Below are 24,219 nucleotides of genomic sequence, written 5' to 3' on the forward strand. Positions count from 1 at the left end.
CAAAATAAAAAGGAGTGGTTATTAATTGTTAAGGATTAAAAACAAAATAGAAGAAAAAGAGGTTAAGGGGGCAGAGAAGGCGAGCTTTGGCGGGCCTAACCTTCTCCACCTGACACTTCGCAAGGTTACGAAGCTATATAAGTATATCACAGACAAGAAGCCTTTTCCAGTATTGGTGACAGCTTTGATTTCGTTCCTGAATCCAGTAAGTATTTTAGCAGCGGACAAGTATCGGAACTTTGAAGAGCTTAAAGCTAATGAATCCCCGTTCAATTTCAGTGTATTCTCAAAAGAGAAAGACACCGATGTATTAATTCTTGCTCCCCATGGAGGTGGCATAGAAGGGGGAACAAGTGAGCTTGCAAAGGAATTAAGCGAAGCATACTCTACATATCTTTTTGAAGCTTTAAAGACACCAGGAGCATTTGATTTACACTTAACCAGTACGAATTTTGATGAACCACAAGCACTTGAAATGTTGAAGGAACATGAGTTCACACTGTCACTTCACGGTTATGCAAGTAATGAAGAACATGTTTTAGTTGGTGGCACAGATCGAGACAAAGCTGAAGCGATAACAAGCACATTGAATAATGCCGGTTACTCTGCAGAGCTACTTGATGAGGGGACAAGGTTATCAGGTAGTAGCCCAAATAATGTTGCCAATAAAAATAAAACAGGAAAGAGTATTCAACTTGAGTTAAGCACTGGACTGCGCAAATCAATGTTTAACACCTTTTCTCTGAAAGGGCGCTTTGGCACAAGAAATGAGACCTTTTATAACTTCATTGACACTCTATCAGCGTTTCTCAATGAAAATGTAGAAGGGAAGGTTTTGACAACATGAGTATACATCAGCCCTTATACTATTTTGTTAATGCTCTGGATTGGGGAATTGATGATAAAGGGTCAAATGCAATAGAAACAACAGAAGGATTAAACCGAGCTTTAGAGTACGCAAGCTCAAAATCATTCTATAAAGTACATATTCCAAAAGGTACCTATCTAATTGATGCTGTGAATATGTCAAGGCGGTTGCCTGAATTCGGTGGAGGTATTAATGTTCCTTCGAATATTGAGTTAATACTTCATCCAGAGGCTGTTTTTAAAGTGTTGCCTAATGATTCTCAAGGCTACTCCTGTTTTTATATTGGCCAAGCGAGCAATGTAACGATTCGTGGCGGTCAAATTATAGGGGATCGATACGAGCATGATTATTCAAAAGTAACTTCAATTAAAAGGACACATGAATGGGGATACGGAATTCATATTCATGGCAGCAGTAATGTGTTAATTGAAAATGTGCAAGTCTCTGACTGTATTGGAGATAACATTTGGATAGCAGCCGATGGGATGATGAACACTTCAGGAGCGTATACGCCTTCAAAGAATGTAACCGTTCGAAAGTGTACTCTTTTAAGAGGGAGAAGAAATAATCTGGCTACCAATGGTTGTGAAGGTCTTCTTGTAGACGACTGTGATATAGAGGAAGCTGGGGGAGATACCATTGGGCCACAATTAGGAATTGATTTAGAGGGTTTTGGAGAAAACGGAATTAAGTATGATCACCCATACAAATTAACTGTACGAAACTGCAGGTTTAAAAATAATGGGCGTGGATCCGTTACAGCCCACACAAGCGGTGAAGTAAATCTTGAGGGAAACTACAGTGACAATGTTATCTCTTATGGATTCAGCACTGATGTCAGTGTTAAGGACAACAAGATTATTAATAAGGGAAAATCCAAGAAATATGGAATTGACTCGGTGGGTGTTTCAAGCACGGAGTCAGGAAATAGAGTGCAAATCAGCGGTAACACTGTAAGAGGGTTTGAAATAGGCATTTGTGTAAGAGGTAAAGGGATTGATGTAACGAACAATATACTTGAAAACATCGCGGCTTGTCCGATTGCAACACATGAAGCAGAAGATGTTTTTATTTCGAATAATCATATTGAAAACAGCGATTGTATACAAGTTCAAGTGCGAAACTCAAAAGATGTGAGAGTTACAAATAATAAAGGGGGAAATACCACATCTGCTTATGCCATTAAAATCATGGATTCGAACCGTGTAAGCTTTGCAATTAATGAATTTGCAAATGTGCACGGGGGAATTTATTGTGAAAGGTCTCAATCAGTTCGTTTAAAGTTGAATGACCTATTCTTAAGCGGAAGTGGATACGGCATCTTTTGGGATAAGGATTCTGAAGTGTATTTCAACAGAAATGAAATTCATAATCCAAGAAATGTTGCAATCAAAGGTACATCCGAGAAATACAGCTGTCAGATCAGTGAGAATCAGATTTATTTTTGTAAGTCATTGATTGCTATCCACCTGACAGGTGGTTCAGAACACATGTTAAACAATAATGAGATCATGTTTAATCGTTCAACAGACCAAGGATATGGAGTGTATTTGGAGAATACGGACAAAGTACGGCTTGTAAGAAATGATGCGCGTGGAATTGGGGGTAAGTTATTATCTCACCCGTATTGCACAGATAAAGCAAAGAATACAACCTTAATTCATAACACATTCGATAGTGGGACGCTGAAGACGGCAGAAGGAGATATTGTAGTCTAAATAAAATTGTAGTTTTAAAAGAAAACAAATTAAATAGAAAGTGGTTTATATGGATATTTTTAGGGTAATGTCTGAGTGTAATATAATTAAAACACTCAGAGGAGGAATTAGGTGTGAAAAACAACATTGGTAAAATTGGAGTTGTTGGAACTTTACTCGTAAGTGGTTTGCTTTGTGATTTTGGAGTAGGAGTAAATGCAAAAGAGCAAAATCAAAGTAGGAATGATACTGAAAGCAATGTCTACCACCAACCAATCAATGTACTTAAGACCGCCTCAAATATTAAGAGCCCAGGTTTTTCGACAACTGCGGATGATTGGCAAGATGCCGGAACTACATACGGCGATACCAAGTTTGACAAGTATTCAACTGCTGCAGTCGTTCAAACATTAGGATTTGCATTAAATTTGCCTACAGGGGGATGGTCTTCTTATTTAGCTGGACTAGCTAACATGATTATTCTAGGTGAATATAAAATTGTTTACTTTAAGGATAAGCAAGAATTTAAGATGGCAGGGGCAACTCTCATGACAAAGCACCATGTAACGATTTATGAAGATAAGGATCGAAAGAAAAAAATCGGGAGTGACAGCTTTATCATCACAGACAAAGGTGGCCCAAAAGTTGCTGAAATGTAATGGATAAAAAATAATCCTCCCTTTGGTGGGAGGATTATTATATGCTGTTTATTATGCTGTAAACTAGCGCTACAACAAACAATGGATAAGAGATAATGGCAATTAATTTTGAGGATTTACTCTTATTTTTTTCAAATGTGTATATTAGTGCAAACCCTAAAAAGAATATTGTGACAAACCAAGAAGAATAGGACGGGTACAATGCAATAAGTAAGACAATAAGAGTGGATAACGCGAAAGAAGAGTTTAGCGTTATTTTCTGATTATTTTCCAAATTAACCACCTCCATATACGTATTCCCCCATATAAAAACACTTAAACATTATACTTAAAGGAGCTTGATTAAATGATTAACATTTTAAGTAAAGAGCAAGATGAAGCAATCCGGTACTTCAAGAACAAGCTAAACATATCGGAAAAACTGTACATATCCCTAATTAATTTTAATCTGCTTAGAGATAAACACGAAGACTTTGGCAATAGACTATATAAGCTTTATAAAACAGATCCTTATCTGTATATCAGAGCACTTAAAGAAGGTTATGTGGTTGATCAGCCAATTGAATTTAATGAAGCAATTGTGCGGTTCTATAATGGTGAAGAACTTGCTGTAATTCATAAGACTACTGGGAAGAGATCCAATGTAAATATTAAAATGAAAAAGCTTCCTGATGGGTTTACACTGCAAACAATGAACATGTGGTCTTGGAGTGAAGTTGTTTAATAATCCATTTTAATTGCAGGGTTTCGATAGATAACTGAAGCCTTGCAATCATAAAAAATAAAAAATAAGTATAAAAATCATAGACAAATATAAAAAATAAGGATATAATAAACTCAAGTTAAAGGAAAGGAGGTACAGCCGTGTTAGTACTCGGAATTACTAAGAAAGCTTTGGCTCAATATCGAAAGTCGGTCAAAAATAATCACGCTACTTCATCGGATCAAGTGTTATTAAAGATGATTCGAAATGTCACTTTAGTTAAAGAAACACATCCTAGTCGAGTGAGGAAACGGCTATTTTACACGGAGTATGCATATGGCAATTTAATCATCAAGGTAAATAGAAAAAAGCAGGTCTTTGAAATTTTAAATAAGAAAGACAAAGATGTTGATCAAGTGAATTGGAAATTTCCTAAAAGGAGATACATAGAGTTAAATAAAGAACTTGGGATTAAAGATTGTAAGTTTAGTAAAACTACATATTCAAAGAAAAAATGAATTTAAAAATAAAAAAAGAGGATGATGATTAAATGGCGAAGAAAAAAGATGAAATTAAAATCAATAAAAAACATGGTGGTAAAGAGTTTACCAATAGTTTCAGATTTGTTGGATTAGTGAAGCCGGTAAGAAAAAAAGATCCTGAAACAGACAGTTGGTATGATGTTGATATTTATGAAACGACAGTTACACAGACTAAAAAGAATCGGAGAGTACTTCAATTCAGTATCGAAACTGCGCCTTATAATGAATTAAAAGTTGAGCTTGCAGGAATGGAACGTGATTTAGTTTATGCGTATAGCTCCAAACATAAAAAAACGGTAGCAGTCCCGTGGGCAGGTCGTAACGACAAGACAAAGCTACCTGATGAGACATATCATGTGATTACCCCAGAATGGGATATGGCAGAACAATTTGCAAAAATCGTTAAGCCTGGTATGTGGGCTGAAGTTCAAGGGCAGTACGAATTTGATACTTTTGAAAACGGCAACGGAGAAGAAATTAAATTAGTGAAACGAATTATTAACAGAGTTTTTCCTTTGAAAAATGGAGAAGTTGAAATTAAAGACGTGGAAAGTGGAACTCAGTTTAATGTGTATGACTCAGAACAAGACGGAATCCAACTCGGTAGTGGAAAAGCGAAAGAAGGTGTGGCGAAAGTTAAGGTAGGTTGGCTAGATCCTTCCGGTGGAGACCTATTCATTGCAAAGGTAACAGACGATGGTGAGGGGCAGCGGTTTAAAGTAAGTTACACTGATGGAGTTGTAGAAACAGACAAAATTAAGGTGTCAAATAATATTCAAAGTGAAGTGAGAGTAGCCGAACCGAACGGCAAATACAGTTATGTGCCTTATGTAAGAGACTTTGGGTCTGAAAATTTTACCGAACATAATAAATTTGAAATGCAGCTAGGGATTAAGAGTACATACCAAGACGAAGAAACAAAAGACACTAAAGTAAATGGAGTTTATCTTGATTATGGAAAAGATCGAAGTGTCCCAAAAGATGTTGATCTAGTTGTCTATTATAAAGAGCCAGAAGAAGGAAAAAAATCTTTTGCAGATGCTTTTGGCGCATTAGAGAGAGGCGCTTTTCTAGTTGTTGAAGGGATCGACAATAACAGAGCGCAATTCACACAAGTCGAAGTTAAAGAGACCGAGGACGAAAACCCTTTTGAAGATGTAGGGGAAAAAGTGGCGTCCTTTGAAACTGTTTCTACTGGGACTCGAAAAGGTTTAGAAATTCTCAACTACATTGGTGGTACATATAAAAGCGGACTGTTGACAGAAGAAGAAATTTCAAATGAGAATGCACCGAACGAAGACCCGTTTGCAGAAGTTGTTGTTAACGATGATGATTTGCCTTTCTAAAAACAGAAATAACCTTGATTATATAATAAATTAAAGGGAGAGATTAAATGAGCTTTCGAAAAAAAATTAAAAATAACACACCAAAGGTTGAACTTCAATCTATCATGACACTTGTAGCAGGGGGGTATAAAACAGGTAAGACACGGCTCTGGAAAGAAGTAACAGAGATGCATTACGCACACCCAGAAGAGGCTCTATTATTGTCCTTTGAGGACGGGTATGAAACTTGGCAACTAGACAATATTGTTCCTTTGCATGAAGAAGGCACAGACAAAAACCTTTGGAAAGTATGGGAGTATTTCAAAAAAGCTGTAGTGCCTGAATTAGTCCAAGAAGCAAAAACAGGAAGAATCGTCAAGCTTATTGGAGTAGATACAGCAGACAGAGCTATTGATGCTTGTACAGCCTGGATTTTGAATGATAGAAAAAGGCTTTATGGTAAAACATTCGAATCGCTTCAGGATATTTCTGAGTCGACTAACGGTAAGGAAAATGGGTGGACAGCTCTTTATGAGGAACTTAAAAAGCCTTTCGATACTTTGAAAAATGCAGGTTATGGATTAATGTTTCTCGCATGGACAAAGGAAAAGGAAACAACCCTTTATGATGGAATGAAGTATAACTCCATTCAACTTATGATGCCTAACTCCGGAAGAAAAGTCTTTGAGTCGCAGGCAAGTCTTATTTGCTGCTTACATAACGAAGTATCCGTGTTGGATAAACAGGGAAATGAGCTTGATGACAATATTAAAGATAAAAAAGGTCGTGATAAAGCAAGTAACTTCCATGACACAAAAGTAATGATGTATTTTAGACCTTCTGAGTATGTTGAAATTGCTGGAGGCCGATACACTGAACTACCAGAAAAGGTTGAATACAGTGCTGAAAACTTCTTGAAAACCTTTGAGAATGCAGTGTTAGGGCAAATTACAAAGACTGACCGAACTGTCCAGGAAATAAAAAAAGAAGAAGAGTTACTTAGAGAGGAGAAGGTGCAGGAAGCAGCTGAGAAGGCTGAAAGCGATCCTCAGACTTACTTGGACGAAATCACTTCTTTAGTAACCGGTCAAGCACCCTCAGTAAAACATCAATTAGCTGATGCTTACGCGGCAAAGTTTGGCGGACAAAAGAATTATAAGCAATTAACTTCTGTAGAAGATCTGAAAGAAGCTTTAAATATCACTAAAGAAATACTGGAGGCGGCTAACTAAGGGAGAGATTTCTCTCCCTATTTTATAAAGGAGAATTGCCTATGAAAGAAGTAAAATGTCAGTGGTGTGGATCAAAAGGGGTTAAGAATAGTATGTCCTGTGAAGCAAAACCGACTGGGAAACTCAATAAAAATGGATCAGAAAAATATATCAGGAAATATTTTCACGACGATTGCTTCGAGGCATACAAGCAGGATAAGAAATTTAAAGAAAATGAAGCAACAGAATTTGATGAACTCTACAATTACTTATTAAATTTGCATAGATTAGAGCGGTTAGACTCCCGTATGATTGAGCGTATCCAGGATATAAGGAACGGTACAGTTAAATACCAAAATCAAAAGATTAAAAGGTATAAAGAGGGCGTTCCATTTACAAAAATTTTAGAAGCATATAAATTCTCTGAACAACAATTACATAATGTCCGCAACTACAAAACCCTTGAAACAAGTTGGCAAGAGTTTACCTATTTCCTGAGTATCGTGATCAATAATTTAAACGAGATGAAAGAAACGGACAGGCGTAGTAAGCAACAAGACGATATCCGCACAAATATTATTAACAAACAAATTCAAGTGCAAAGTGAAATCGATATTAAAATTAAACCTAAAATCATAAAAAAAGATGAATTAGATATCTCAAGTTTTTTATAGGAGAGTGTCATGAAGAAACGAAATTACATAGATGAATTTGTTGAACCGTCATATATTCATGAGTCTCTTTTCGTTGGGTATTTGTGGTCAAATCCAATGTTGTATCAAAGATACAGAACACATAAGATCACAAAGGAAACATTTACTGAGCCCATATGGTACTTCTACTTCACTGTTGGATCTCAGATGTTTGAAAATGGAATCAGAGATTTTGACGACAAAACTGTTTATTCATTCTTAGTATCAAGGCCTAAAGAAAAAAATAAAAAGAGCTATTTAGATGCTTACAACGATTTTGGTGGCTATGAATCAGTCGAAGAACTTATGAATGAATGTAAAACCGACAGTCAGAATGAAGAGTATCATTTTAATGAAATTCAAAAATATGAGAGCTTGCGAAAATTACAAGATGCTTCATTGATTGATATTGCAGATGAGAAGTTAATTGAAAAGCTTACGATTATGACGCTTAAACAACTGCAGTTATATGTGCAATATAAGTATAAGGAAACATTCGCTCACATCAACTCTGGCGATGTTATCGAGCATGATCTCGTGGATGGGCTCAATGAGACAATTGAAGACTTGGATTCAGGTGAGTCTATGGGATCGCCATTACATGATTCTCCACGATTAAATAGGAAAATTAAAGGATGGAAGGACGGGTCTCTTTACTATTTAGTTCTTTCATCTGGAGTTGGGAAAAGCTCAATTGCAATGGAAAAGTTTATCTTGAGCCTTTTCGAAAACCAAGAAAAAGCAATTCTGGCCATAAACGAGGAGAGTGTTAAGAAGTGGCGTTCATTACTTCTTGCAACCATTTCATCTAAGATCCTAAAAAAACCGATAAACAGAGAAAAGTTGTATGAGGGTAATTTTAAGCAAGAGATGCTAAATAAATTAAATGCAGCAAAAGATTGGGCGTGGGAGCGTGGCCAGGGATTAATTAAAACACTGGAGTTAAAAAAGTATCGTGTAGAGGATATATTAAGCCGAGTTGAACTTTACAGGCCCAAGGGCTATAACAAGCTTATCATCGATACCTTTAAACCTGATCGATCACAAAAAGATATGGCTCGGTGGGAAGCTTTTTCAAACTCAGCTCAAGAACTGCATGATTTGATTAAGGAAGACAACCAGAATGTGGGGACTTTAGCGACAGTACAGCTGAAGTTAGGCAAAGAGACAAGATTCTTGGACTTAGACTCTACGGGAAAGAGTATGGAGATAAACGAAGTAGCTGCAGTTGTAATGATGGGAAGGTTACTTTTCGCAGATGAGTACACAGGTTCTAAAACCAGATATGAATTAAAGCCATATAACTATAAAAAGGATGAGCTGGGGAACTGGTATGAAGAAGAGTACATATTGGATCCAAAGAAGACATATTTAGTTCTATTTCTAGCGAAGAACCGTTTCGGTAGTGAGGAAGAGCAGATTATTTATGAAGTCAATTACAGTATTAACTCTTTCGAAGAAGTTGCGTATGTAAAGGTTCCAAGACTCGGAGGAGCATTCTAAGAAGGTGGCGATTAATGTCCGATCTACAAACCATTAGAGAAAGAATTTATAGAGAAGAACAGATTCAAGAAGTATTAGAAGCACTTGGTTGTTGGGGTATTAGCACTGAACAAGGAGGTAAATTGTTTGTTGCGGGTCTTCCTGATGGCGATAACGAGCGGAGTGTGCAGGTTAAAAACACCGCCTCTTTAACATCAAACATCAGAAGTAAGGGAATATCAGGTTCGATATTTGATGTTATATCTTACATACTTTATGGAGCTACAACTGAAGATGAAAAAAAAGCATGCCTTTCCAAAAGCAAATTTTGGTTATGCAGTAAACTTAATTATTTAGAGTACATAGATGATTTTTATAAAATAACAGCGGAAAAAGAAAAACCGCAGCCTAATAAATGGTTGCACAAACTTCAGAAAGAACGAAATAAAGAAAATAGGAAAATAATAGAGAACGAAATAATGCCACAAAGTGTTTTAGATCAATATGGCATTGTCCCGTATTATGGTTGGTATAAGGAAGGGTTATCGATAAGCACACAAAAACTTTTTGGAGTAGGCATTGATGTAAGATCCGAACGAGTCACTTTTCCAGTACACAATAGGGACGGTCGATTAATCGGGGTTAAAGGACGTTATATTGGAAAAGACGAAGTTATAAAAGATAAATATAAGTATATATATATTAATTCGTGCAATAAGTCAATAGAATTTTACAATTTACATAGAGCTCTACCGTATATAAAGACCTTAAACGAGGTGATTATTGTTGAAGGCGCTAAAACAACATGGTTTTTGAACCAGTGGGGCTATAAAAATTGTATCTCCATAGAGGGGGACAGTATGTCTGATGAGCAAATAAGAATACTTAAAGAGCTGGGTATTGGGATCAAATTTGTATTTGCTTATGACAAAGACAAAGATGCCAAATTCATTGTAAATGAAGTGTCGAGGGTTACTGGCAGGATACGCTATGGAATTTATGATAAGGGTAATCTGTTGTCCGGTAAAGACTCACCAACAGATAAAGGACAAGCTAGTTGGACGGCCTTGTACGATAATAAATATAAAATAACAAGGTAAGAGAGGAAAATAATGAATTATAAACTTATAGGGGAGAACAATTACAAAGAACCAATCTCAACAATAATAAAAAATAGGGATTTTGATTCTGATTTGTTCTTTAATCTGAATGAATCAGCTTTAAACCATTACTCTTTATTAAACAACATGAAAAAAGGTATTGATTGTTTAATCAAGCATATTGAGTTACGGAATAATATTTTTATTCAGGTCGACTCAGATTGCGATGGTTACCTTTCAAGCGCGATTCTTATTAATTATCTTAACCGGGCTTTTCCTACGCTTGATGTAAGATGGAGGCTTCATGAAAAAAAGGAACATGGAGCCTCCCTTGAGACAATTCCAGAAGATACACATTTGCTAATCATTCCAGATGCGGGCAGTAATCAATATGATTTGCATGAAAAGTTACAAGAGCGGGGAATAGATACACTGATCTTAGATCATCACGAATGTGAGAGGGAATCCAATGTTGCTATTGTTATTAATAATCAACTCTCAAGTAAGTACCAAAACAAAAGCTTTTCTGGAGTAGGTATCGTTTATAAATTTTGCCAAGCGTTAGATGATAAATTGGGAATACGTTTGGCAGATGATTTTTTGGATTTAGTTGCAATAGGAAATATTGGAGATGTAATGGACTTAAGGGAACCGGAAACACGGTATTACGTAAAAAAGGGCTTAAAACAAATAAAAAACCCTTTAATACAGGAAATCGTGGATAGGCAAAAATTTTTCTTGAATGGAAATATTAATATTCATTTCACGGGGTTCTCTATTGTCCCGTTCATAAATGCTACTATTCGTTATGCAACCATGGATGAAAAGATAGACATGATGAAGGCATTACTGGGTAGTCAGGAATCTGTTTATTATTCAAGAAAAAAAATATACGAACCGATTGTTAAGTCAGTAGCCAGAAGAATTGCAAATACGAAGAACAGACAGAAAAAATCACTCGAAAAACCAATTAGTAGCCTGATTGATCAGATTTACGTTGAAAAGAAAATAAATGATAAAGTTGTAGTTTTGGACGTTACCGGTGAATTGGAACCTTCATTTACAGGTCTTGTAGCTACACAATTAGCAAAAAAGTTTAAGCGTCCCGTAATTCTAGGAAGGAAAACGAAGGAGGGGAAATTCGGAGGATCTGCTAGAGGGTATGAAAAATGTGGAGTTGAGAACTTTAAACAGGTATTAACTGAATCAGGTCTTTTTAATTTTTGCGAAGGCCATGCAAATGCATTTGGGTTTGAAATTGAACCGGAATATTTTGAAAGCTTAAACATTCAACTAAATAGTTTAATTGATTCAGAAATTGCGCTAGAGGATATCCATGAAGTTGACTTTATTATCCCTGCCCAAGACATGAGCGCTTCGATAATAAAAACTATACATAAATATCGAGATGAATGGGGATCGACACTTAAAGAGCCGTTATTAGCCGTAGAAGGGATCCAAGTTAATAAATCAGATATTCAAGTGCATAAGAATAGAACAGCAACATTCGTTATTAAAACTGGCGAATATAAGCTAATTAAGCCGTACTATAAGGGTGATTTCGATGAGATGTTTGATAACGGTGACGAGAACTTTTATATCAACATTGTTGGCAAGTGCAAGGTTAATAAATATGAAGATAGGTTAACCCCTGCTGTTGAAATTGTAGATGTCGAAGTAACAGACAGTTTTTTATTTTAGGTGAAAATGGGGTGAAGCAATGATAATAAAACCAAAGTTAGAAACAGAAGTCACCGAAAAGTATGAGAAACACTGGGTAGAGGACTTTGAACAAATAGAGAGCCTCTTTCTCAAGGATAACCCCAAATTATGTGTACTTGATTCTGAGACGACTGGGTTGCACATAATTAAGGATCGTCCTTTTATGTGGGTTTTTAGTTGGTTGCTGCCCAGGGATAAAAGAACAGCTCAGTTAAAGGGGCGGAGTTTTGCATTTAATTCTGATAGGGACATGTTATTAAAAGTAATTAATCTTACTAAAAGATGCATGATGACAGTAGGTCATAACGTAAAATATGATTTGCATATGCTCATTAATGGAGGAGTTAACGAAGAGGTTGTATATGGCTTAAGAAACATTGTCGATACTATGGGGCTATGCAGGTTAAGTTTTGATGCTGTTTCTGCAAGAGATGGAGGGGATGTATTAGGACTAAAAAAAGTTTCGGAGAAGTATATTGATCCAAGGGCAGCTGAATTTGAAAAAGAGGTAAAAAAAGAGCTTAGAAAAATAAATGATGAAAAACGAAACGTCTTAAAGGAGTTGCTAAAGCCTTACAAGGGTTGGGGATTAGGAAAAATTAAAGAGGCATATAAAGTTAAGAAACGTAATGAAATGGATTACTTTACTAAAGAGAAAAAGCAACGTTGGCTCAAGGTTCCTGAAGAGATTGAGACGGTCTATTTTAAGTGGATGGAAGAGAACCCCTTTGCTGATTATTCTGAGGTAGACAGAAATGTAATGATGGAATATGTTCATAGTGATGGAATATATACATTAGAGTTAGTTGAATTTACATACCCTACAGTATTAAAAAGAAAACAAAAAGCCATTCTTGAACAAGAAAATAAACTAATAATTGAGTTATTAAAAATGGAACGTGTCGGTATGAAAGTAGACATGCCTTATCTTCACACCTGCTTTAAAAAATGTGAGGACGAAATTCAAAAACTATACGAGGAACTGTGGGAGATCGTCGGAGAATATTTCACTGTTTCTCAAGGGACAGTAATTGCTGATTACTTTGAGAAAAAACTTGGAGAGAGACCAGAAACTACTGATAAATCATTTCTTAAAAAGCACAAAGAGGATCGTGTATCTCAATTAATTACAAGACTTAGACGACTTGAAAAGTGGCAATCAACTTATATTTCAAGGATTATTGAAGTAGCGCAATATGATAATCATTTTTATACACAATATGGGCAGTTTAACACCGTGTCTGGAAGGCTAGGATCTGATGCGCAGCAATTTCCTAAAGAAAGAATTCTAACAGAGGAAGGAGAGCATTACGAGAAAGAAAATGGAGAAGGTAAGGCACCGATTGAATATGAACTTTTCTCTCCGAGACGAGCATTTATAGTGGAGGGTGGAAATTACAATAAAATTGCGTACTTCGACTTATCACAAATAGAGTTAAGAGTACAGGCAAACTATACAGTTTTGTTGAAGAGACCTGATTTAAATCTATGTAGAGCATATATGCCTTTTAAATGCACTCATTACATAACTGGTGAAGAGTATCGTTTTGATACGAAAGAAGAAAGAGCGAGGTGGTATGAAAAAAAAGAAGATGGAACATCAGTTTGGCTTCTGGAAAACGGAGAAAGCTGGACTCCTACTGATGTGCATAGCGAAACATCCCATAATACGTTAATGGCACTGGCGTTTAAATGTGTGGACAAGTATAAGCAATATGATCATGAAAAAGAATCTCCAGTTGATGAAAAATCTTTTAAAAAGTTTTGGAGATACATAGGAAAGATGTTTAACTTCATGCGCAACTATGGCGGGGGTGCTAAAAAAGCATCAGAAGCACTTGAAGTCTCAATGGAAATTGCTAATGCCCTTGTCTCAGGTTGGTCAAATACCTTTCCAGAGGTGTCTTATTATCAGAAACAAGTTGCAACTAAGGTGCAAAAGAGTGGCTATGCAACAAATATGTATGGGAGAGTTTATTTCCTTTCAAATACTGATAAAGCATACAAAGTAGGGAACTATAATGTCCAAGGATCATGCGCAGACATGTTAAAACGATATGTTATTAGAATTGGAGAATTTTTGAGAGAAAACAATTGTAAAACCCTTCCCTTAGCCAACATTCATGATGAATTGCAGTTTTTAGTGCACAAGGGTGAGGAATGGATTTTCCCTCATATTAAGAGAATTATGGAAGATGTGGAATGGATGCAAGTGCCCGTGGTGGTTGACTTAGAGATCACAGAAACCACTTGGGCTGATAAAAAGGAAATAGAAATACAGGTATCATAAATTATGAGGAAGTGATGAAAATTTTCAAAAAACTCATAGACAAAAATAAAAAATATGTATATTATAATATTAATAGCATAAAATTAACAGCAACTGTAATGCTCTTGTTTGCTGGGGTAGGGGTAAGTGTAAAGAATATCAACAGTGAAAAAAGTGAAGTTGATGCGAAAGATGAATCGTTACATAATAAAAAGCAAAAAGAATTATTAATTGAAAGACTTACGCATAAAAAGGAGCATAACTGCCAACCACTTCCTAAAACTAAAAGTAGCCTGGATAAACGCATCGAAAGCCAAAAGAAGTACATCAATGCAAAAATAATACAAACAAAAAAGCTCAAGAAGGCGCAACATAGACGATTGCCCATAAAAACTAAAAATAAGTATCCAGTAGGCAAAGAAGATAAAGCTGTAATAAAGGCTACTGAAAAAACACGGAAGTCTTCACATTCATTGCATTCAATAAACGTTGTAGCGACAGCTTACACTGCATTTTGTTCATCTGGGTGCATTGGGAAAACTAGGACAGGCTATGATGTATCAAGCACGTCATATTTCAAAGGGAAGAGGATAATAGCGGTGGATCCTAAAATAATTCCCTTAAACTCATTAGTTGAGGTTAGCTACAAAGGAAACAGCTTTCAAGCCTATGCAATTGATACTGGTGGAGATATAAAAAACAATAGAATTGACATCCTTATGAATACAGAAGATGAAGCAAGGCTATTCGGAAGAAAGGCAGTTAAGGTGAATGTGTTGAAAAATTAATGATCAGGGTGTGGTAAATGTAACCAATGGATGGGATGCTGTAAACTTTTTGAAAGTGTGGACGATGCAATAAGTACATAGAAAAATATTACATAAGAGAGTGTGGGGTACTCATGTTTGCTCTAGATCAGGAAGTATATGTGAAATCAACTGGTGAATTAGGAATTATAGTAGACATTTATCACGAAACAAATAGTGTCGAACTTTGGTATTACGATGGTACATATGATGAACGGAAATTTGATGACATTATAGGAGGTGATAACACACAAAAATCTAACGATTAAAAGTAAAGTATAAGGGGATGATCAGGTATTAGAGGGGATTTGAAAGTCGAAATGTCGTTCACTGATGAATATAGCCAAACAACGAGATTAGAAAGAGTCATTACTTCATGCGCTTTAGATGATCATCAAGATGGTACCCTGGGATTCCTGTTAGATGAATTTAAAAAGTTCTTGTTAAGCTCAGGTATATCCTTTGAAGATGTTTCAAAAATCAAGTTAGAAGATTAATAGTTGGAATCGAAAGGGGGTGGTTAATTGCCGAAGTTTTGGTCTTATCCAGAAGGGTTAAAAGTCATCATAAATGAGAATGCAAAGAACGCTTGTCCTCATCATGTTGGTCGGGAGGGGGAAATTATTGAGTTGCTTCACTCTGCCACATATGATTACGCAGTCAGTGATGAAACAGGTGATATTACATTCTTCAAGGAGCATGAATTAAATCCAGCTAAAGGAGGTTAAATTGTATGTTTAAAAAGGGAGAGAAGGTGATTGCTGGTTTCACAGGAGAGATTGGTGTTGTTGCGCAAGTTGATAAAGGACATGAGCAATTAGAAGTTGAGTATCCAGATGGTTCATATAGAGTGATCGGCTTCAACAGTGTAAGAAGGGCGGAAGATAAATGACGATGTTAATTTTAGAAGGCACTGACTGCTGCTACAAATCAACAGTAGCAGAAAAGCTAAGCAAAGAACTCGGATACCCGGTAATAAAAGGATCCAGCTTTGAATTAGCTAAGAGCGGTAATGAGAAGCTGTTTGAACACTTCAACAAGCTGGCCGATGAGGACAATGTAATTATTGATCGATACATATATTCAAATTTGGTCTATGCGAAGAAGTTCAAGGATTACTCAATCTTAACGGAAGAGCAGCAGAGAACAATCGAGAAGAAGATTAGAGATAAAGCCAAGGTGATCTACTTACATGCTGATCCGAAAGTTATTAAGCAGCGGTTACATGAACGTGGTGATGAATACATAAATGATCGAGATATTGAGCCGGTCTTAGAATTATACAGAGAAGTAATGAGCGATGCAGGATTATATACATATTCATGGGATACAGAACAGTGGGGTAGCGATGATATTGTAGAGGATTTGATTCAATTATTTGAGTAAAACAAAGAGAGAAGGAGTGAATTAACACTCCTTAGTAACTAACGTGCTTCTACTGTAATTTTATAAATCACATAATTGTCGTTAATGTCATACGCATAAACCAATGCTGTGCCCAATGTTGAATGAGAGGATACGACACCGCTGGAACTAATGCTAATAAGATTGCTTCCAGAAACAATTTCCCACCGGGTGTAACCTTTTAATAGAGATACGTTAGAATTCCTAAGCATGTGGTAATCAACTGTACCGAGCGGATCGCCTAGCTGCTTAACTTGGTCAACTGATTTGACAGGTGTTAGGGCTGAAGCTTGTGATGTGAATGCAGGGAGAGCTAGTGTTGTAAGCGATAGAGCAGAAACAATCAATCCTTTGTAAAACTTTTTCATAAGAATTACCTCCTGGGTTTTGATTGTGATTACAACTTAAGTCTAGCATGTTAAATATTTGAAATGTGTGAAGTGTTTGTGAAACTGATTAAAATATCTCATTTATTTAGAAAGGGTGAAAAAATGAGGCTCAAAATAAAATTTAGAGATCAAATATTAGAGTTGCGTAGAAAAATGTCATTGCAATTACATCGTTTATTAGAAGACTCGGCATTTTGGACTTTCAATGAATATGAAGTTCAAAAATGTATTGATGAGTATGCATTAGAGTTAGTCGAGAAGAGAACAGGCAATAAATATAAGCTTCAAATTATAGACAAGAACAAAAACGTTTGGGGCGAATTAAAACCTGAAAAGCCAGGTTGTATTGGGTATTTTGTACAATCTAAATAAAAGATCAATTTTATTTAGAGTAAAAATAAAATATAAGAGGTGAGTCTGTGGCGAACTATCCAGAAAGCTTAAAAGAGGAAGCCGAAAAAATTAAAGACGAAGTAAGAAGTGGAAAATTAGACGAGGAGAAAATAAAAGCCATTGCAAAGTCTGCAGTTGAGTTTTTAAGATCTCAAGAAAAGAGTCATGCTCATTGTGCAGAAGTTGCTGGAGCGATTGCTGCAAACCTAGATGAGTTTTTTAAGACTTACCTAAAAGCGGATTAATTTAACAGGATTAAAAGAAAGGATAAAGGGATGTTTATTGAAAAGGTACTATGTTAGATGTAAAGATCACAAAGGCGAAAACGCGTCTATGGTAATTGAAGCAACATCTGTAGAAGAGGCTAAACAAGAGGCATTAGACATACATAAGGTGAAGACTGTTTATAACGTGAGTATTGGCGAAGGAAGAGGGACAAATCATCTTCAGAGAAAGCACTCACCATACATAAAGAATGACAATGGAAAAGTTATAATAATATTCTCATAGAGGAGGTAATAGCAATCAATGAAATCCAAAACGAAATGATTGGTAATGATATTGATAATATTGAATCCTTGCTAGACAGTTTATATGTTTATTTAGAGAACAACATCCGGTATGAAGATAAACACGTATGGGAAAGGACAGATAAAACGCTCTTACAAGCATTTGCAGCACTAAAAAACATCAAAGAAATAATTTGAAAAACAGTAGACAAAAATAAAAAATAAGTATAAAATAAAATTAATAAGAACCTCAAGGATAGGATAAATGAACAGAATATGTGATATCTGTAGCGAATACATAGAAGGCCAAATCATATGCCTCAGAGTAAGTGACTTGAAGACTTATGTAGATTTCAATTGTTGCAATGATTGCGCACAAGAACAATCTAAGCGCATTAAGAACGAATGTAGTGAAATGACTGTTTCAAAAACTTTGAATCATTTAAATTTAAAAATAAAATAAGGGTATAATTCCTTTTATCGAGAATCGAGGTGAATGAAATTTCATATTTAGTACTGGGTCTGATCTTATTCGGCTCAATATTCTTAGGCAATGGAATGGCATGCTTGGTTGAGAATAAGAACTTTAAAGAAGGCAGACCATTCTATTTTACGGTTTTCTTAATTGGAGGGTGTTCACTCATTCTTGGAGTTATTCTTACAGTGATATGAACAATGTGAAGGGAAATAGTCAGAAGGCAATATTCATAATTTCCCGGGCAACCGCAGTATACGACAAATTAGAACCAAAGGAGAGAAAAAATTAATGGCTATGATTAAGCATATTACTCACGAAGAGGACATTTTTGAGGTGTATGGAACGAGAAGAAACGATGTAAACCAAGAAGAATTTTTGATTTATAAAAAACATTATGGGGGTTGGAAATGGGTTCCTGTAAGCGATTTTGAGCCATTTGAATAAATTTTAAATGAAATTCAATTTTTAAAGAGACTTATAAGGAGGTGAATAAGTGGGACGCCATAAAGCAACGATTGAAGGATTGGTTATGAAAGAAAGTTATTACTCACACCGTGCCCCAGGTACAGAGAGGTGGATTACTCAGCCAGTGTGTAAGGTTACTCACACTGAACCAATCTTCGAAGGGCATATAGATATTGAGCCTATAGAAATTGGAGGCAAGGTTTATATCCCCGGACTTAATGAATATGTCATAGTGACTGACAGGCAGCGAAACATACATAACGAATGGACATATCAAACTGACAGAGTGATTAAGACAATTGTAGATGAAAAAAGCTTAAAGGAATGCGAAGAACTTCATGAGGAGCAAGCAAAAAGCAATGATGGTCTAAAACAACGGCCTATAAAAGTATCCTGGTGGAAAAGGTTTTGGGAATTCTGTGTAGCAGGTGAGATATAAATGAAGGAGTTGACTTTCTTCATAAAAGTCTAAATGAAAGTTTTATTTGAAACAAAAGAGGAGATGGAAATCATGGATTACGCAAAAGTCAAAGGGAAAAATGTAGTCATTACTCTACCGATCGATTTGTTAGAAGTGGCATTCAACAATAATCCAAACAACTGGGATGAATCAATTAAGGTTAAATTTAAAAGACAATTTGCTAAAGGGTTTGCTGAAAAGATTAATGAAACCTCAACAAATAGTGAAACCGGGTTAACTGTATTTCAGGAAGCAATTGACGAAATATTTGATGAGATGCTAGAGGAAGCTCCAAATTATATTAAAGTCCCTCAAGAGGATTAACCAGAAAAATAGTTTTTTGCAAAAGGAGAGTCAGATATGATTTTAAAGGAAATCTCTGTTTATAAAGAAAAATTTAATAATTATTTACCGAAGGAAACGAAAATTGTCCTTCACTGCCAGAACATTGAAGCTGTTGAGGAGGGGGACAAAATCATAATAAACACTGGTAAGGATTCATTAGCTTTTAAAGTGTTTTGTTTAGACGGAACACATACAGACCCATTGAAAATGAAATTGACAAGCTATGAGGGAGAAACAAAAGTGATCAAGGTTTACTTAGATAAAATTAAATTCAACACAGATGGAGACTTGGCAGTTAAATTAGAGCTTAAAGCACTTAATTCATTAGGGGACGACATAGGCGAACCTGGAATTTATTCATTACATTAAAAGGATGATTTTATTGAGAAAGGGAAATGAGAAATGATATGTAGAGAATGTGGGAACTCAACTGATTCTATGTTTTGCAGTAAGAAGTGCCGAGAGTCTTATTTAGGCTATCTCAACAGTAATTCGTCGTTGACCCCAGAAGACAAAAACAATAAAGGATGATGGAGCCTGGAATACATTAAGCATGGGAAATCTGTAAAAGGATACATAGACTATAATTTGCTTTTTGATTCAATTGAAGGAGAAAACAGTTATGTTGAACAAAGAATATTCAAGAATTCTAACGAGCTGTTTGAACACATGCAACCAAGTTTCTTAGAAGAGCTTAAAGATGAGCACGGTGCTGATGATATCGAGGTCTTTGGTGTTTCGTTTATCGCCGAAGAAAAGGGGATCGAATCTGTAATTACTGTGTATGATACAAGCTCACAATTTAGAGTTTCAGTAGAATTAGATGTAAGTAATTTAGACAGTGAATATAAGCAAACATTACAAAGCATTAAAGGCATTGTAGATAAAAAACTCTAACTGCAAGAAAGGATGAGGAAAATGAACATTAGAGAATTTATTAATGAGCAGAGAAAAGATGAAAAGTTCTTGGGTTTGAGATCAAAAATAAGGGAACTAATTGAACACAGAAGATTAGAACTTGTTGAGATGCTTGGTTATAAAATCGATAATTTGAATCACGAGCAACTTATGGAATTCAAAGATAAATTCAGTGAATTAACTTCATTTAAAGAAAAGGTAGGTAATGATCCTTTCAGCATTAGCCTGGATGATCTTGGCGAACTCCTCTGTTTCCAAAAAAATAAGGAAGGCAGATACAAAACTCTGGAGGATGTGTTGAGAAAAACGCTTGATCCATACATTGATAAACCAAAACGAGATACAGTTATTTCTGGATAAAATCAGTTTCATAGGAAGGGGAAGTAAAATGAGTGCAGCAAGAAAGTGGAGAGATCTAAGAAGCAAATTAATTGGTTATAAGGCATTCGGTAAATTTAGCGATGTTGTTATTAACCATATTCTCAATGATATGAATGAGTTGGACGTAAGACACGAAAAAGATAAAAACAAAAAATAAAGAAAAGGGAGTTGTGGAATGGGAGCTGCTAAACAGTTATACGTTAAGCGCAGTCACTTTGTAACCTTGGATGAAGCAAAAGAAAATACGCAAGTACATATGAAGAATGGTGGTTCATACACTGCTTTAAAAGGAGAACTGATTGCGACAAATTTAGAAGGGGATCAAATGGTTATCACGCAAGAGCAGAAGGATAACTACGTTCCAGTACCGATGACAGAGCTATCAGACTATGAAGCTCAAATGGCCAAAGGCTATGCTGAGATGGCTGAGATCAATTTAGAAATGTCTGAAGCATTCCATCATGCTGAAAATGAAGCAGAAACAACTACGAATAGCTTAGTTAACGGGGAATATAAAGAATATTGATTATTACATATGAAAGCAAGACAGGTAACGTTAAAAGGTTTGCTCAAGCATTACAAAGGGAGTTAAACTTTGACATCATTGAAATTACAGATGACTTAATTGTTGAAGAAGAATTCTTACATATTACATATACGATAGGCTTTGGGGAAGTACCTGAAAGGACTTTAAATTTTATTATTAATAATAAAAATAAAATAAAAGGAGTTGCTGTGAGTGGTAATAAGGTTTGGGGTGATAACTATGGTTTAGCTGGGGACAAGCTTTCAGCAATGTTCCACATACCATTGTTATTAAAGTTTGAACTAAGTGGATCAAAACAAGACTTACAGAAGATCATTCAGGAGGTACAACTTATTGACAAACACAATACCAAAGTGGATCAAGCTCAACAACGAGATCATGATTCAGAAAGATGGGAAGTATCAATTCGAAAAGGACAAGGAGGCCGTACATAGTTACTTTGTTGACTATATCAATCAAAACACAGTCTTTTTCCATGATCTAAAAGAGAAACTTGATTATTTGATTAAAAATGATTATTACGAAGAGGAATTCTTGGATCAATATACATTTGAGCAAATTAAATCGATTTTTAAAATTGCTTACAGTTACAAATTCAGATTCCCATCTTTCATGAGTGCCTTTAAGTTCTACAATGACTATGCTTTGAAGACAAACGACAAAACAAAGATTCTTGAAAGATATGAAGATCGCGTCTCAATTGTAGCTTTATTTTTCGCAGGTGGAGACTATGAGAAAGCGGTTAAGAATGTGCATACTATGATGAAACAAGAGTATCAACCAGCTACACCTGCTTTCATTAATGCTGGTCGCAAGCGAAGAGGAGAAATGGTAAGTTGCTTCCTACTAGAAGTAGGCGACAGTTTGAATGATATTTCACGTGCTATTGATATTTCAATGCAGCTGTCTAAGTTAGGCGGTGGCGTAGCATTAAACTTAAATAAATTAAGAGCCAAAGGTGAAGCCATTAAAGATGTGGAAAATGTAACAAAAGGCGTCGTAGGCGTGATGAAACTTCTTGATAATGCTTTTAGGTATGCAGATCAGATGGGACAAAGACAAGGATCAGGAGCAGCTTATCTAAGTGTATTCCATCCCGATATTATAGACGTCCTTGATACCAAAAAAATTTCAGCAGATGAGGATGTCCGAGTTAAAACACTATCCATTGGTGTAGTGGTTCCTGATAAATTCATTGAATTGGCAAGAGAAGATAAGGACTTTTACATGTTCTATCCTCATTCAGTTTACAAAGAATATGGACAGTATCTTGATGAGATGGACATCAATAAAATGTATGATGAGCTTGTTGAAAATCCAAGGGTTAGAAAAGCAAAGGGGAATGCTCGGAAGCTGTTGGAGCAATTGGCCATTCTGAGAAGTGAATCTGGCTATCCTTATATTATGTTTGCTGACAATGTAAATAAAGTGCATCCAAATGAACATATTTCAAAAGTGAAGTTTTCTAATTTGTGTTAACTGTAGCACCTTCGGTCAGGAATGATCGTAGCAAACCCGTCTAAACGGTGAAACTCTATTCAATAGACAATACCGTGCTAAACCGCACCTTGCGGAAATGCCGAACGACTATCGAAACCACGCATACGCGTAAGGGAGTAGAGTACATCGCAAGCATATGGCGATGGAAACGGCGGGCGGCCTTATAGGTCGATGATATAGTCTATTCTTACGAGTGATCGTAAGCAGTTCATAAGAGAACGGACGAGAGTGTTGCGCCTTTCGTTGAATATTAAAGTCAGAAGTACTCCAAGCATCACAAGTGTCAGTTTATACAGATTACGATCAGGAAGATGAAATTGGATTAGATATCTCATGTAATCTTGGATCCATGAACATTGTAAATGTAATGAGTAACCAATCAATTGCTTCAACGGTCAGAATAGCAATTGACTCACTGACAACTGTCACAAGGAAAACAAACATTGTAAATGCCCCAGCTGTTGCGAGAGCAAATACACTAATGCGATCAATTGGTCTAGGGCAGATGAACCTGCACGGTTTTCTAGCTCAAAATAAAATTGCTTATGAAAGTGAAGAAGCAAAAGACTTTGCAAATACATACTTTATGATGGTTAACTTTTACTCCCTGCAGCGTTCAATGGAAATTGCAAGAGAAACAGGGAAGACGTACTACAAGTTTGATGGATCAACCTACAAATCAGGCGCGTATTTTGATAAGTACGTGACAAATGATTATAGCCCTAAATATGAAAAGGTTAAAATCCTGTTTGGAGATCAACATATTCCTAACATTGAAGATTGGATAAAGCTTAAAGAGGATGTTATGAAATATGGCTTGTATCATTCATATAGACAGGCTGTTGCACCTACCGGTAGCATCTCATATGTTCAATCATCTACGGCTGGTGTAATGCCTATTATGGAGAGAATTGAGGAACGTACATACGGAAACAGTAAGACATATTATCCGATGCCAGGTTTATCGGCTCAGAATTGGTTCTTTTATAAGGAAGCATACGACATGGATATGTTTAAGGTAGTTGATCTTATTGCGACTATTCAGCAGCACGTTGACCAAGGGATTTCATTTACATTGTTCTTGAAGGATACGATGACGACGAGAGATCTAAATAGAATAGACCTCTACGCTCATCATAAAGGAATTAAGACGCTGTATTATGCTCGAACGAAGGATACTACCCAAGAGGGATGCTTGTCCTGTGTAGTTTAATAGGTGCGTTTACGTTTTGGTTCAAAATTAACAGGATCCCACGGACGTCGCTTACACTTAATTTTTTTAAATATTCTCATTAAAGCGTTACAAAGTAAGCCAAATATAAGCCTCAACATATATTCGATTAAATATGATAAA

The 24,219-nt window shown here is 36.0% G+C and carries 29 protein-coding genes and 3 pseudogenes; 30 read left to right on the forward strand and 2 right to left on the reverse strand.

Annotated features, from left to right (window positions below; all coding sequences use genetic code 11):
- Positions 1–25: 25 nt before the first annotated feature.
- The 3 genes from NSQ37_RS15270 to NSQ37_RS15280 all read left to right on the forward strand — a co-directional run bounded on the left by NSQ37_RS15270 (position 26) and on the right by NSQ37_RS15280 (position 3,224).
- Positions 26–847: a poly-gamma-glutamate hydrolase family protein gene (locus NSQ37_RS15270; protein ID WP_341124006.1), complete on the forward strand. Its 822-nt coding sequence runs from the start codon at positions 26–28 to the stop codon at positions 845–847.
- Entirely contained in the window at positions 844–2,586 is a 1,743-nt protein-coding gene (locus NSQ37_RS15275; RefSeq protein ID WP_160249330.1) for a right-handed parallel beta-helix repeat-containing protein, read from the forward strand. Before NSQ37_RS15270 ends, NSQ37_RS15275 begins: the two co-directional genes overlap by 4 nt.
- 113 nt (positions 2,587–2,699) lie before the next feature.
- Entirely contained in the window at positions 2,700–3,224 is a 525-nt protein-coding gene (locus tag NSQ37_RS15280) for a hypothetical protein (protein WP_341124007.1), read from the forward strand.
- A gap of 37 nt (positions 3,225–3,261) precedes the next feature.
- Here NSQ37_RS15280 and NSQ37_RS15285 read toward each other — a convergent pair whose 3' ends face one another.
- Positions 3,262–3,498 (reverse strand): hypothetical protein, encoded by a 237-nt coding sequence (locus NSQ37_RS15285; RefSeq protein ID WP_029974402.1) that lies wholly within the window; start codon positions 3,496–3,498, stop codon positions 3,262–3,264.
- A 72-nt stretch (positions 3,499–3,570) separates the two neighbouring features.
- Between NSQ37_RS15285 and NSQ37_RS15290 the strand changes: the two genes are divergently transcribed.
- The 14 genes from NSQ37_RS15290 to NSQ37_RS15355 all read left to right on the forward strand — a co-directional run bounded on the left by NSQ37_RS15290 (position 3,571) and on the right by NSQ37_RS15355 (position 16,462).
- Positions 3,571–3,948 (forward strand): hypothetical protein, encoded by a 378-nt coding sequence (locus tag NSQ37_RS15290; protein WP_341124008.1) that lies wholly within the window; start codon positions 3,571–3,573, stop codon positions 3,946–3,948.
- Between the two features lie 140 nt (positions 3,949–4,088).
- Positions 4,089–4,445 carry a hypothetical protein gene (locus NSQ37_RS15295; protein WP_341124009.1) on the forward strand — a complete coding sequence of 119 codons (357 nt, stop codon included), beginning with the start codon at positions 4,089–4,091 and terminating at the stop codon, positions 4,443–4,445.
- Positions 4,446–4,477: 32 nt separating this feature from the next.
- The gene (locus NSQ37_RS15300; RefSeq protein WP_341124010.1) at positions 4,478–5,815 is read left to right on the forward strand and encodes a hypothetical protein; all 1,338 of its coding nucleotides are present in this window, start codon (positions 4,478–4,480) and stop codon (positions 5,813–5,815) included.
- A 47-nt stretch (positions 5,816–5,862) separates the two neighbouring features.
- A complete protein-coding gene (locus NSQ37_RS15305) occupies positions 5,863–7,026 on the forward strand; it encodes an AAA family ATPase (protein WP_341124011.1) in 1,164 nt (387 codons plus the stop codon).
- 41 nt (positions 7,027–7,067) lie between these two features.
- Entirely contained in the window at positions 7,068–7,679 is a 612-nt protein-coding gene (locus NSQ37_RS15310; RefSeq protein WP_341124012.1) for a hypothetical protein, read from the forward strand.
- A 9-nt stretch (positions 7,680–7,688) separates the two neighbouring features.
- Entirely contained in the window at positions 7,689–9,200 is a 1,512-nt protein-coding gene (locus NSQ37_RS15315) for a DnaB-like helicase C-terminal domain-containing protein (protein ID WP_122503984.1), read from the forward strand.
- Between the two features lie 14 nt (positions 9,201–9,214).
- Positions 9,215–10,279 carry a DNA primase gene (locus tag NSQ37_RS15320; RefSeq protein WP_341124013.1) on the forward strand — a complete coding sequence of 355 codons (1,065 nt, stop codon included), beginning with the start codon at positions 9,215–9,217 and terminating at the stop codon, positions 10,277–10,279.
- A gap of 12 nt (positions 10,280–10,291) precedes the next feature.
- Positions 10,292–11,980, forward strand: coding sequence for a DHH family phosphoesterase (locus NSQ37_RS15325; RefSeq protein WP_341124014.1), 1,689 nt, complete (start codon positions 10,292–10,294; stop codon positions 11,978–11,980).
- A 19-nt stretch (positions 11,981–11,999) separates the two neighbouring features.
- On the forward strand, positions 12,000–14,291 hold the full coding sequence (locus NSQ37_RS15330; protein ID WP_341124016.1) for a DNA polymerase: 2,292 nt from the start codon (positions 12,000–12,002) through the stop codon (positions 14,289–14,291).
- Between the two features lie 14 nt (positions 14,292–14,305).
- On the forward strand, positions 14,306–15,058 hold the full coding sequence (locus NSQ37_RS15335; protein ID WP_122503990.1) for a 3D domain-containing protein: 753 nt from the start codon (positions 14,306–14,308) through the stop codon (positions 15,056–15,058).
- 113 nt (positions 15,059–15,171) lie between these two features.
- Complete coding sequence (locus NSQ37_RS15340; protein WP_240034130.1) at positions 15,172–15,345, forward strand: hypothetical protein; 174 nt, start codon at positions 15,172–15,174, stop codon at positions 15,343–15,345.
- Between the two features lie 255 nt (positions 15,346–15,600).
- Positions 15,601–15,804 carry a YorP family protein gene (locus NSQ37_RS15345; RefSeq protein ID WP_122503991.1) on the forward strand — a complete coding sequence of 68 codons (204 nt, stop codon included), beginning with the start codon at positions 15,601–15,603 and terminating at the stop codon, positions 15,802–15,804.
- A gap of 5 nt (positions 15,805–15,809) precedes the next feature.
- A complete protein-coding gene (locus NSQ37_RS15350; protein WP_341124019.1) occupies positions 15,810–15,968 on the forward strand; it encodes a hypothetical protein in 159 nt (52 codons plus the stop codon).
- Positions 15,965–16,462 carry an AAA family ATPase gene (locus tag NSQ37_RS15355; RefSeq protein ID WP_122503993.1) on the forward strand — a complete coding sequence of 166 codons (498 nt, stop codon included), beginning with the start codon at positions 15,965–15,967 and terminating at the stop codon, positions 16,460–16,462. Before NSQ37_RS15350 ends, NSQ37_RS15355 begins: the two co-directional genes overlap by 4 nt.
- A gap of 38 nt (positions 16,463–16,500) precedes the next feature.
- Here NSQ37_RS15355 and NSQ37_RS15360 read toward each other — a convergent pair whose 3' ends face one another.
- The gene (locus NSQ37_RS15360; protein WP_072589229.1) at positions 16,501–16,848 is read right to left on the reverse strand and encodes a hypothetical protein; all 348 of its coding nucleotides are present in this window, start codon (positions 16,846–16,848) and stop codon (positions 16,501–16,503) included.
- Positions 16,849–16,926: 78 nt separating this feature from the next.
- Here NSQ37_RS15360 and NSQ37_RS15365 point away from each other — a divergent pair, with 78 nt between their 5' ends.
- From NSQ37_RS15365 to NSQ37_RS15425, 13 genes and pseudogenes are all read left to right on the forward strand, one after another.
- The gene (locus NSQ37_RS15365) at positions 16,927–17,241 is read left to right on the forward strand and encodes a hypothetical protein (RefSeq protein ID WP_341124021.1); all 315 of its coding nucleotides are present in this window, start codon (positions 16,927–16,929) and stop codon (positions 17,239–17,241) included.
- Positions 17,242–17,288: 47 nt separating this feature from the next.
- Positions 17,289–17,507, forward strand: a complete 219-nt coding sequence (locus NSQ37_RS15370) for a hypothetical protein (protein ID WP_326252553.1) — start codon at positions 17,289–17,291, stop codon at positions 17,505–17,507.
- Between the two features lie 1,030 nt (positions 17,508–18,537).
- Positions 18,538–18,693 (forward strand): hypothetical protein, encoded by a 156-nt coding sequence (locus NSQ37_RS15375; RefSeq protein ID WP_341124024.1) that lies wholly within the window; start codon positions 18,538–18,540, stop codon positions 18,691–18,693.
- A gap of 49 nt (positions 18,694–18,742) precedes the next feature.
- On the forward strand, positions 18,743–19,153 hold the full coding sequence (locus NSQ37_RS15380) for a hypothetical protein (RefSeq protein ID WP_341124025.1): 411 nt from the start codon (positions 18,743–18,745) through the stop codon (positions 19,151–19,153).
- 72 nt (positions 19,154–19,225) lie between these two features.
- Positions 19,226–19,498, forward strand: coding sequence for a hypothetical protein (locus NSQ37_RS15385; RefSeq protein ID WP_038458560.1), 273 nt, complete (start codon positions 19,226–19,228; stop codon positions 19,496–19,498).
- 36 nt (positions 19,499–19,534) lie between these two features.
- Positions 19,535–19,888: a hypothetical protein gene (locus NSQ37_RS15390; RefSeq protein WP_341124026.1), complete on the forward strand. Its 354-nt coding sequence runs from the start codon at positions 19,535–19,537 to the stop codon at positions 19,886–19,888.
- A 219-nt stretch (positions 19,889–20,107) separates the two neighbouring features.
- Complete coding sequence (locus tag NSQ37_RS15395; RefSeq protein WP_341124028.1) at positions 20,108–20,416, forward strand: hypothetical protein; 309 nt, start codon at positions 20,108–20,110, stop codon at positions 20,414–20,416.
- Positions 20,417–20,437: 21 nt separating this feature from the next.
- Positions 20,438–20,797 (forward strand): hypothetical protein, encoded by a 360-nt coding sequence (locus tag NSQ37_RS15400; protein ID WP_341124029.1) that lies wholly within the window; start codon positions 20,438–20,440, stop codon positions 20,795–20,797.
- A gap of 28 nt (positions 20,798–20,825) precedes the next feature.
- Positions 20,826–20,975 carry a hypothetical protein gene (locus NSQ37_RS15405; protein ID WP_215532360.1) on the forward strand — a complete coding sequence of 50 codons (150 nt, stop codon included), beginning with the start codon at positions 20,826–20,828 and terminating at the stop codon, positions 20,973–20,975.
- An 18-nt stretch (positions 20,976–20,993) separates the two neighbouring features.
- Positions 20,994–21,344, forward strand: a complete 351-nt coding sequence (locus NSQ37_RS15410) for a hypothetical protein (RefSeq protein WP_215532359.1) — start codon at positions 20,994–20,996, stop codon at positions 21,342–21,344.
- Positions 21,341–21,733, forward strand: a pseudogene (gene nrdI / locus NSQ37_RS15415) (class Ib ribonucleoside-diphosphate reductase assembly flavoprotein NrdI); the annotation flags it as partial. The gene NSQ37_RS15410 and the pseudogene nrdI, both read left to right, overlap by 4 nt.
- Positions 21,699–22,841 (forward strand): annotated as a pseudogene (locus NSQ37_RS15420) (ribonucleotide reductase N-terminal alpha domain-containing protein); the annotation flags it as partial. The pseudogenes nrdI and NSQ37_RS15420, both read left to right, overlap by 35 nt.
- 280 nt (positions 22,842–23,121) lie before the next feature.
- Positions 23,122–24,078: pseudogene (locus NSQ37_RS15425) on the forward strand (ribonucleotide-diphosphate reductase subunit alpha); the annotation flags it as partial.
- Positions 24,079–24,219: the final 141 nt, after the last annotated feature.

Origin of the sequence: Bacillus sp. FSL P4-0334 (assembly GCF_038004825.1) — a bacterium.
Classification (GTDB): domain Bacteria; phylum Bacillota; class Bacilli; order Bacillales; family Bacillaceae; genus Bacillus; species Bacillus velezensis.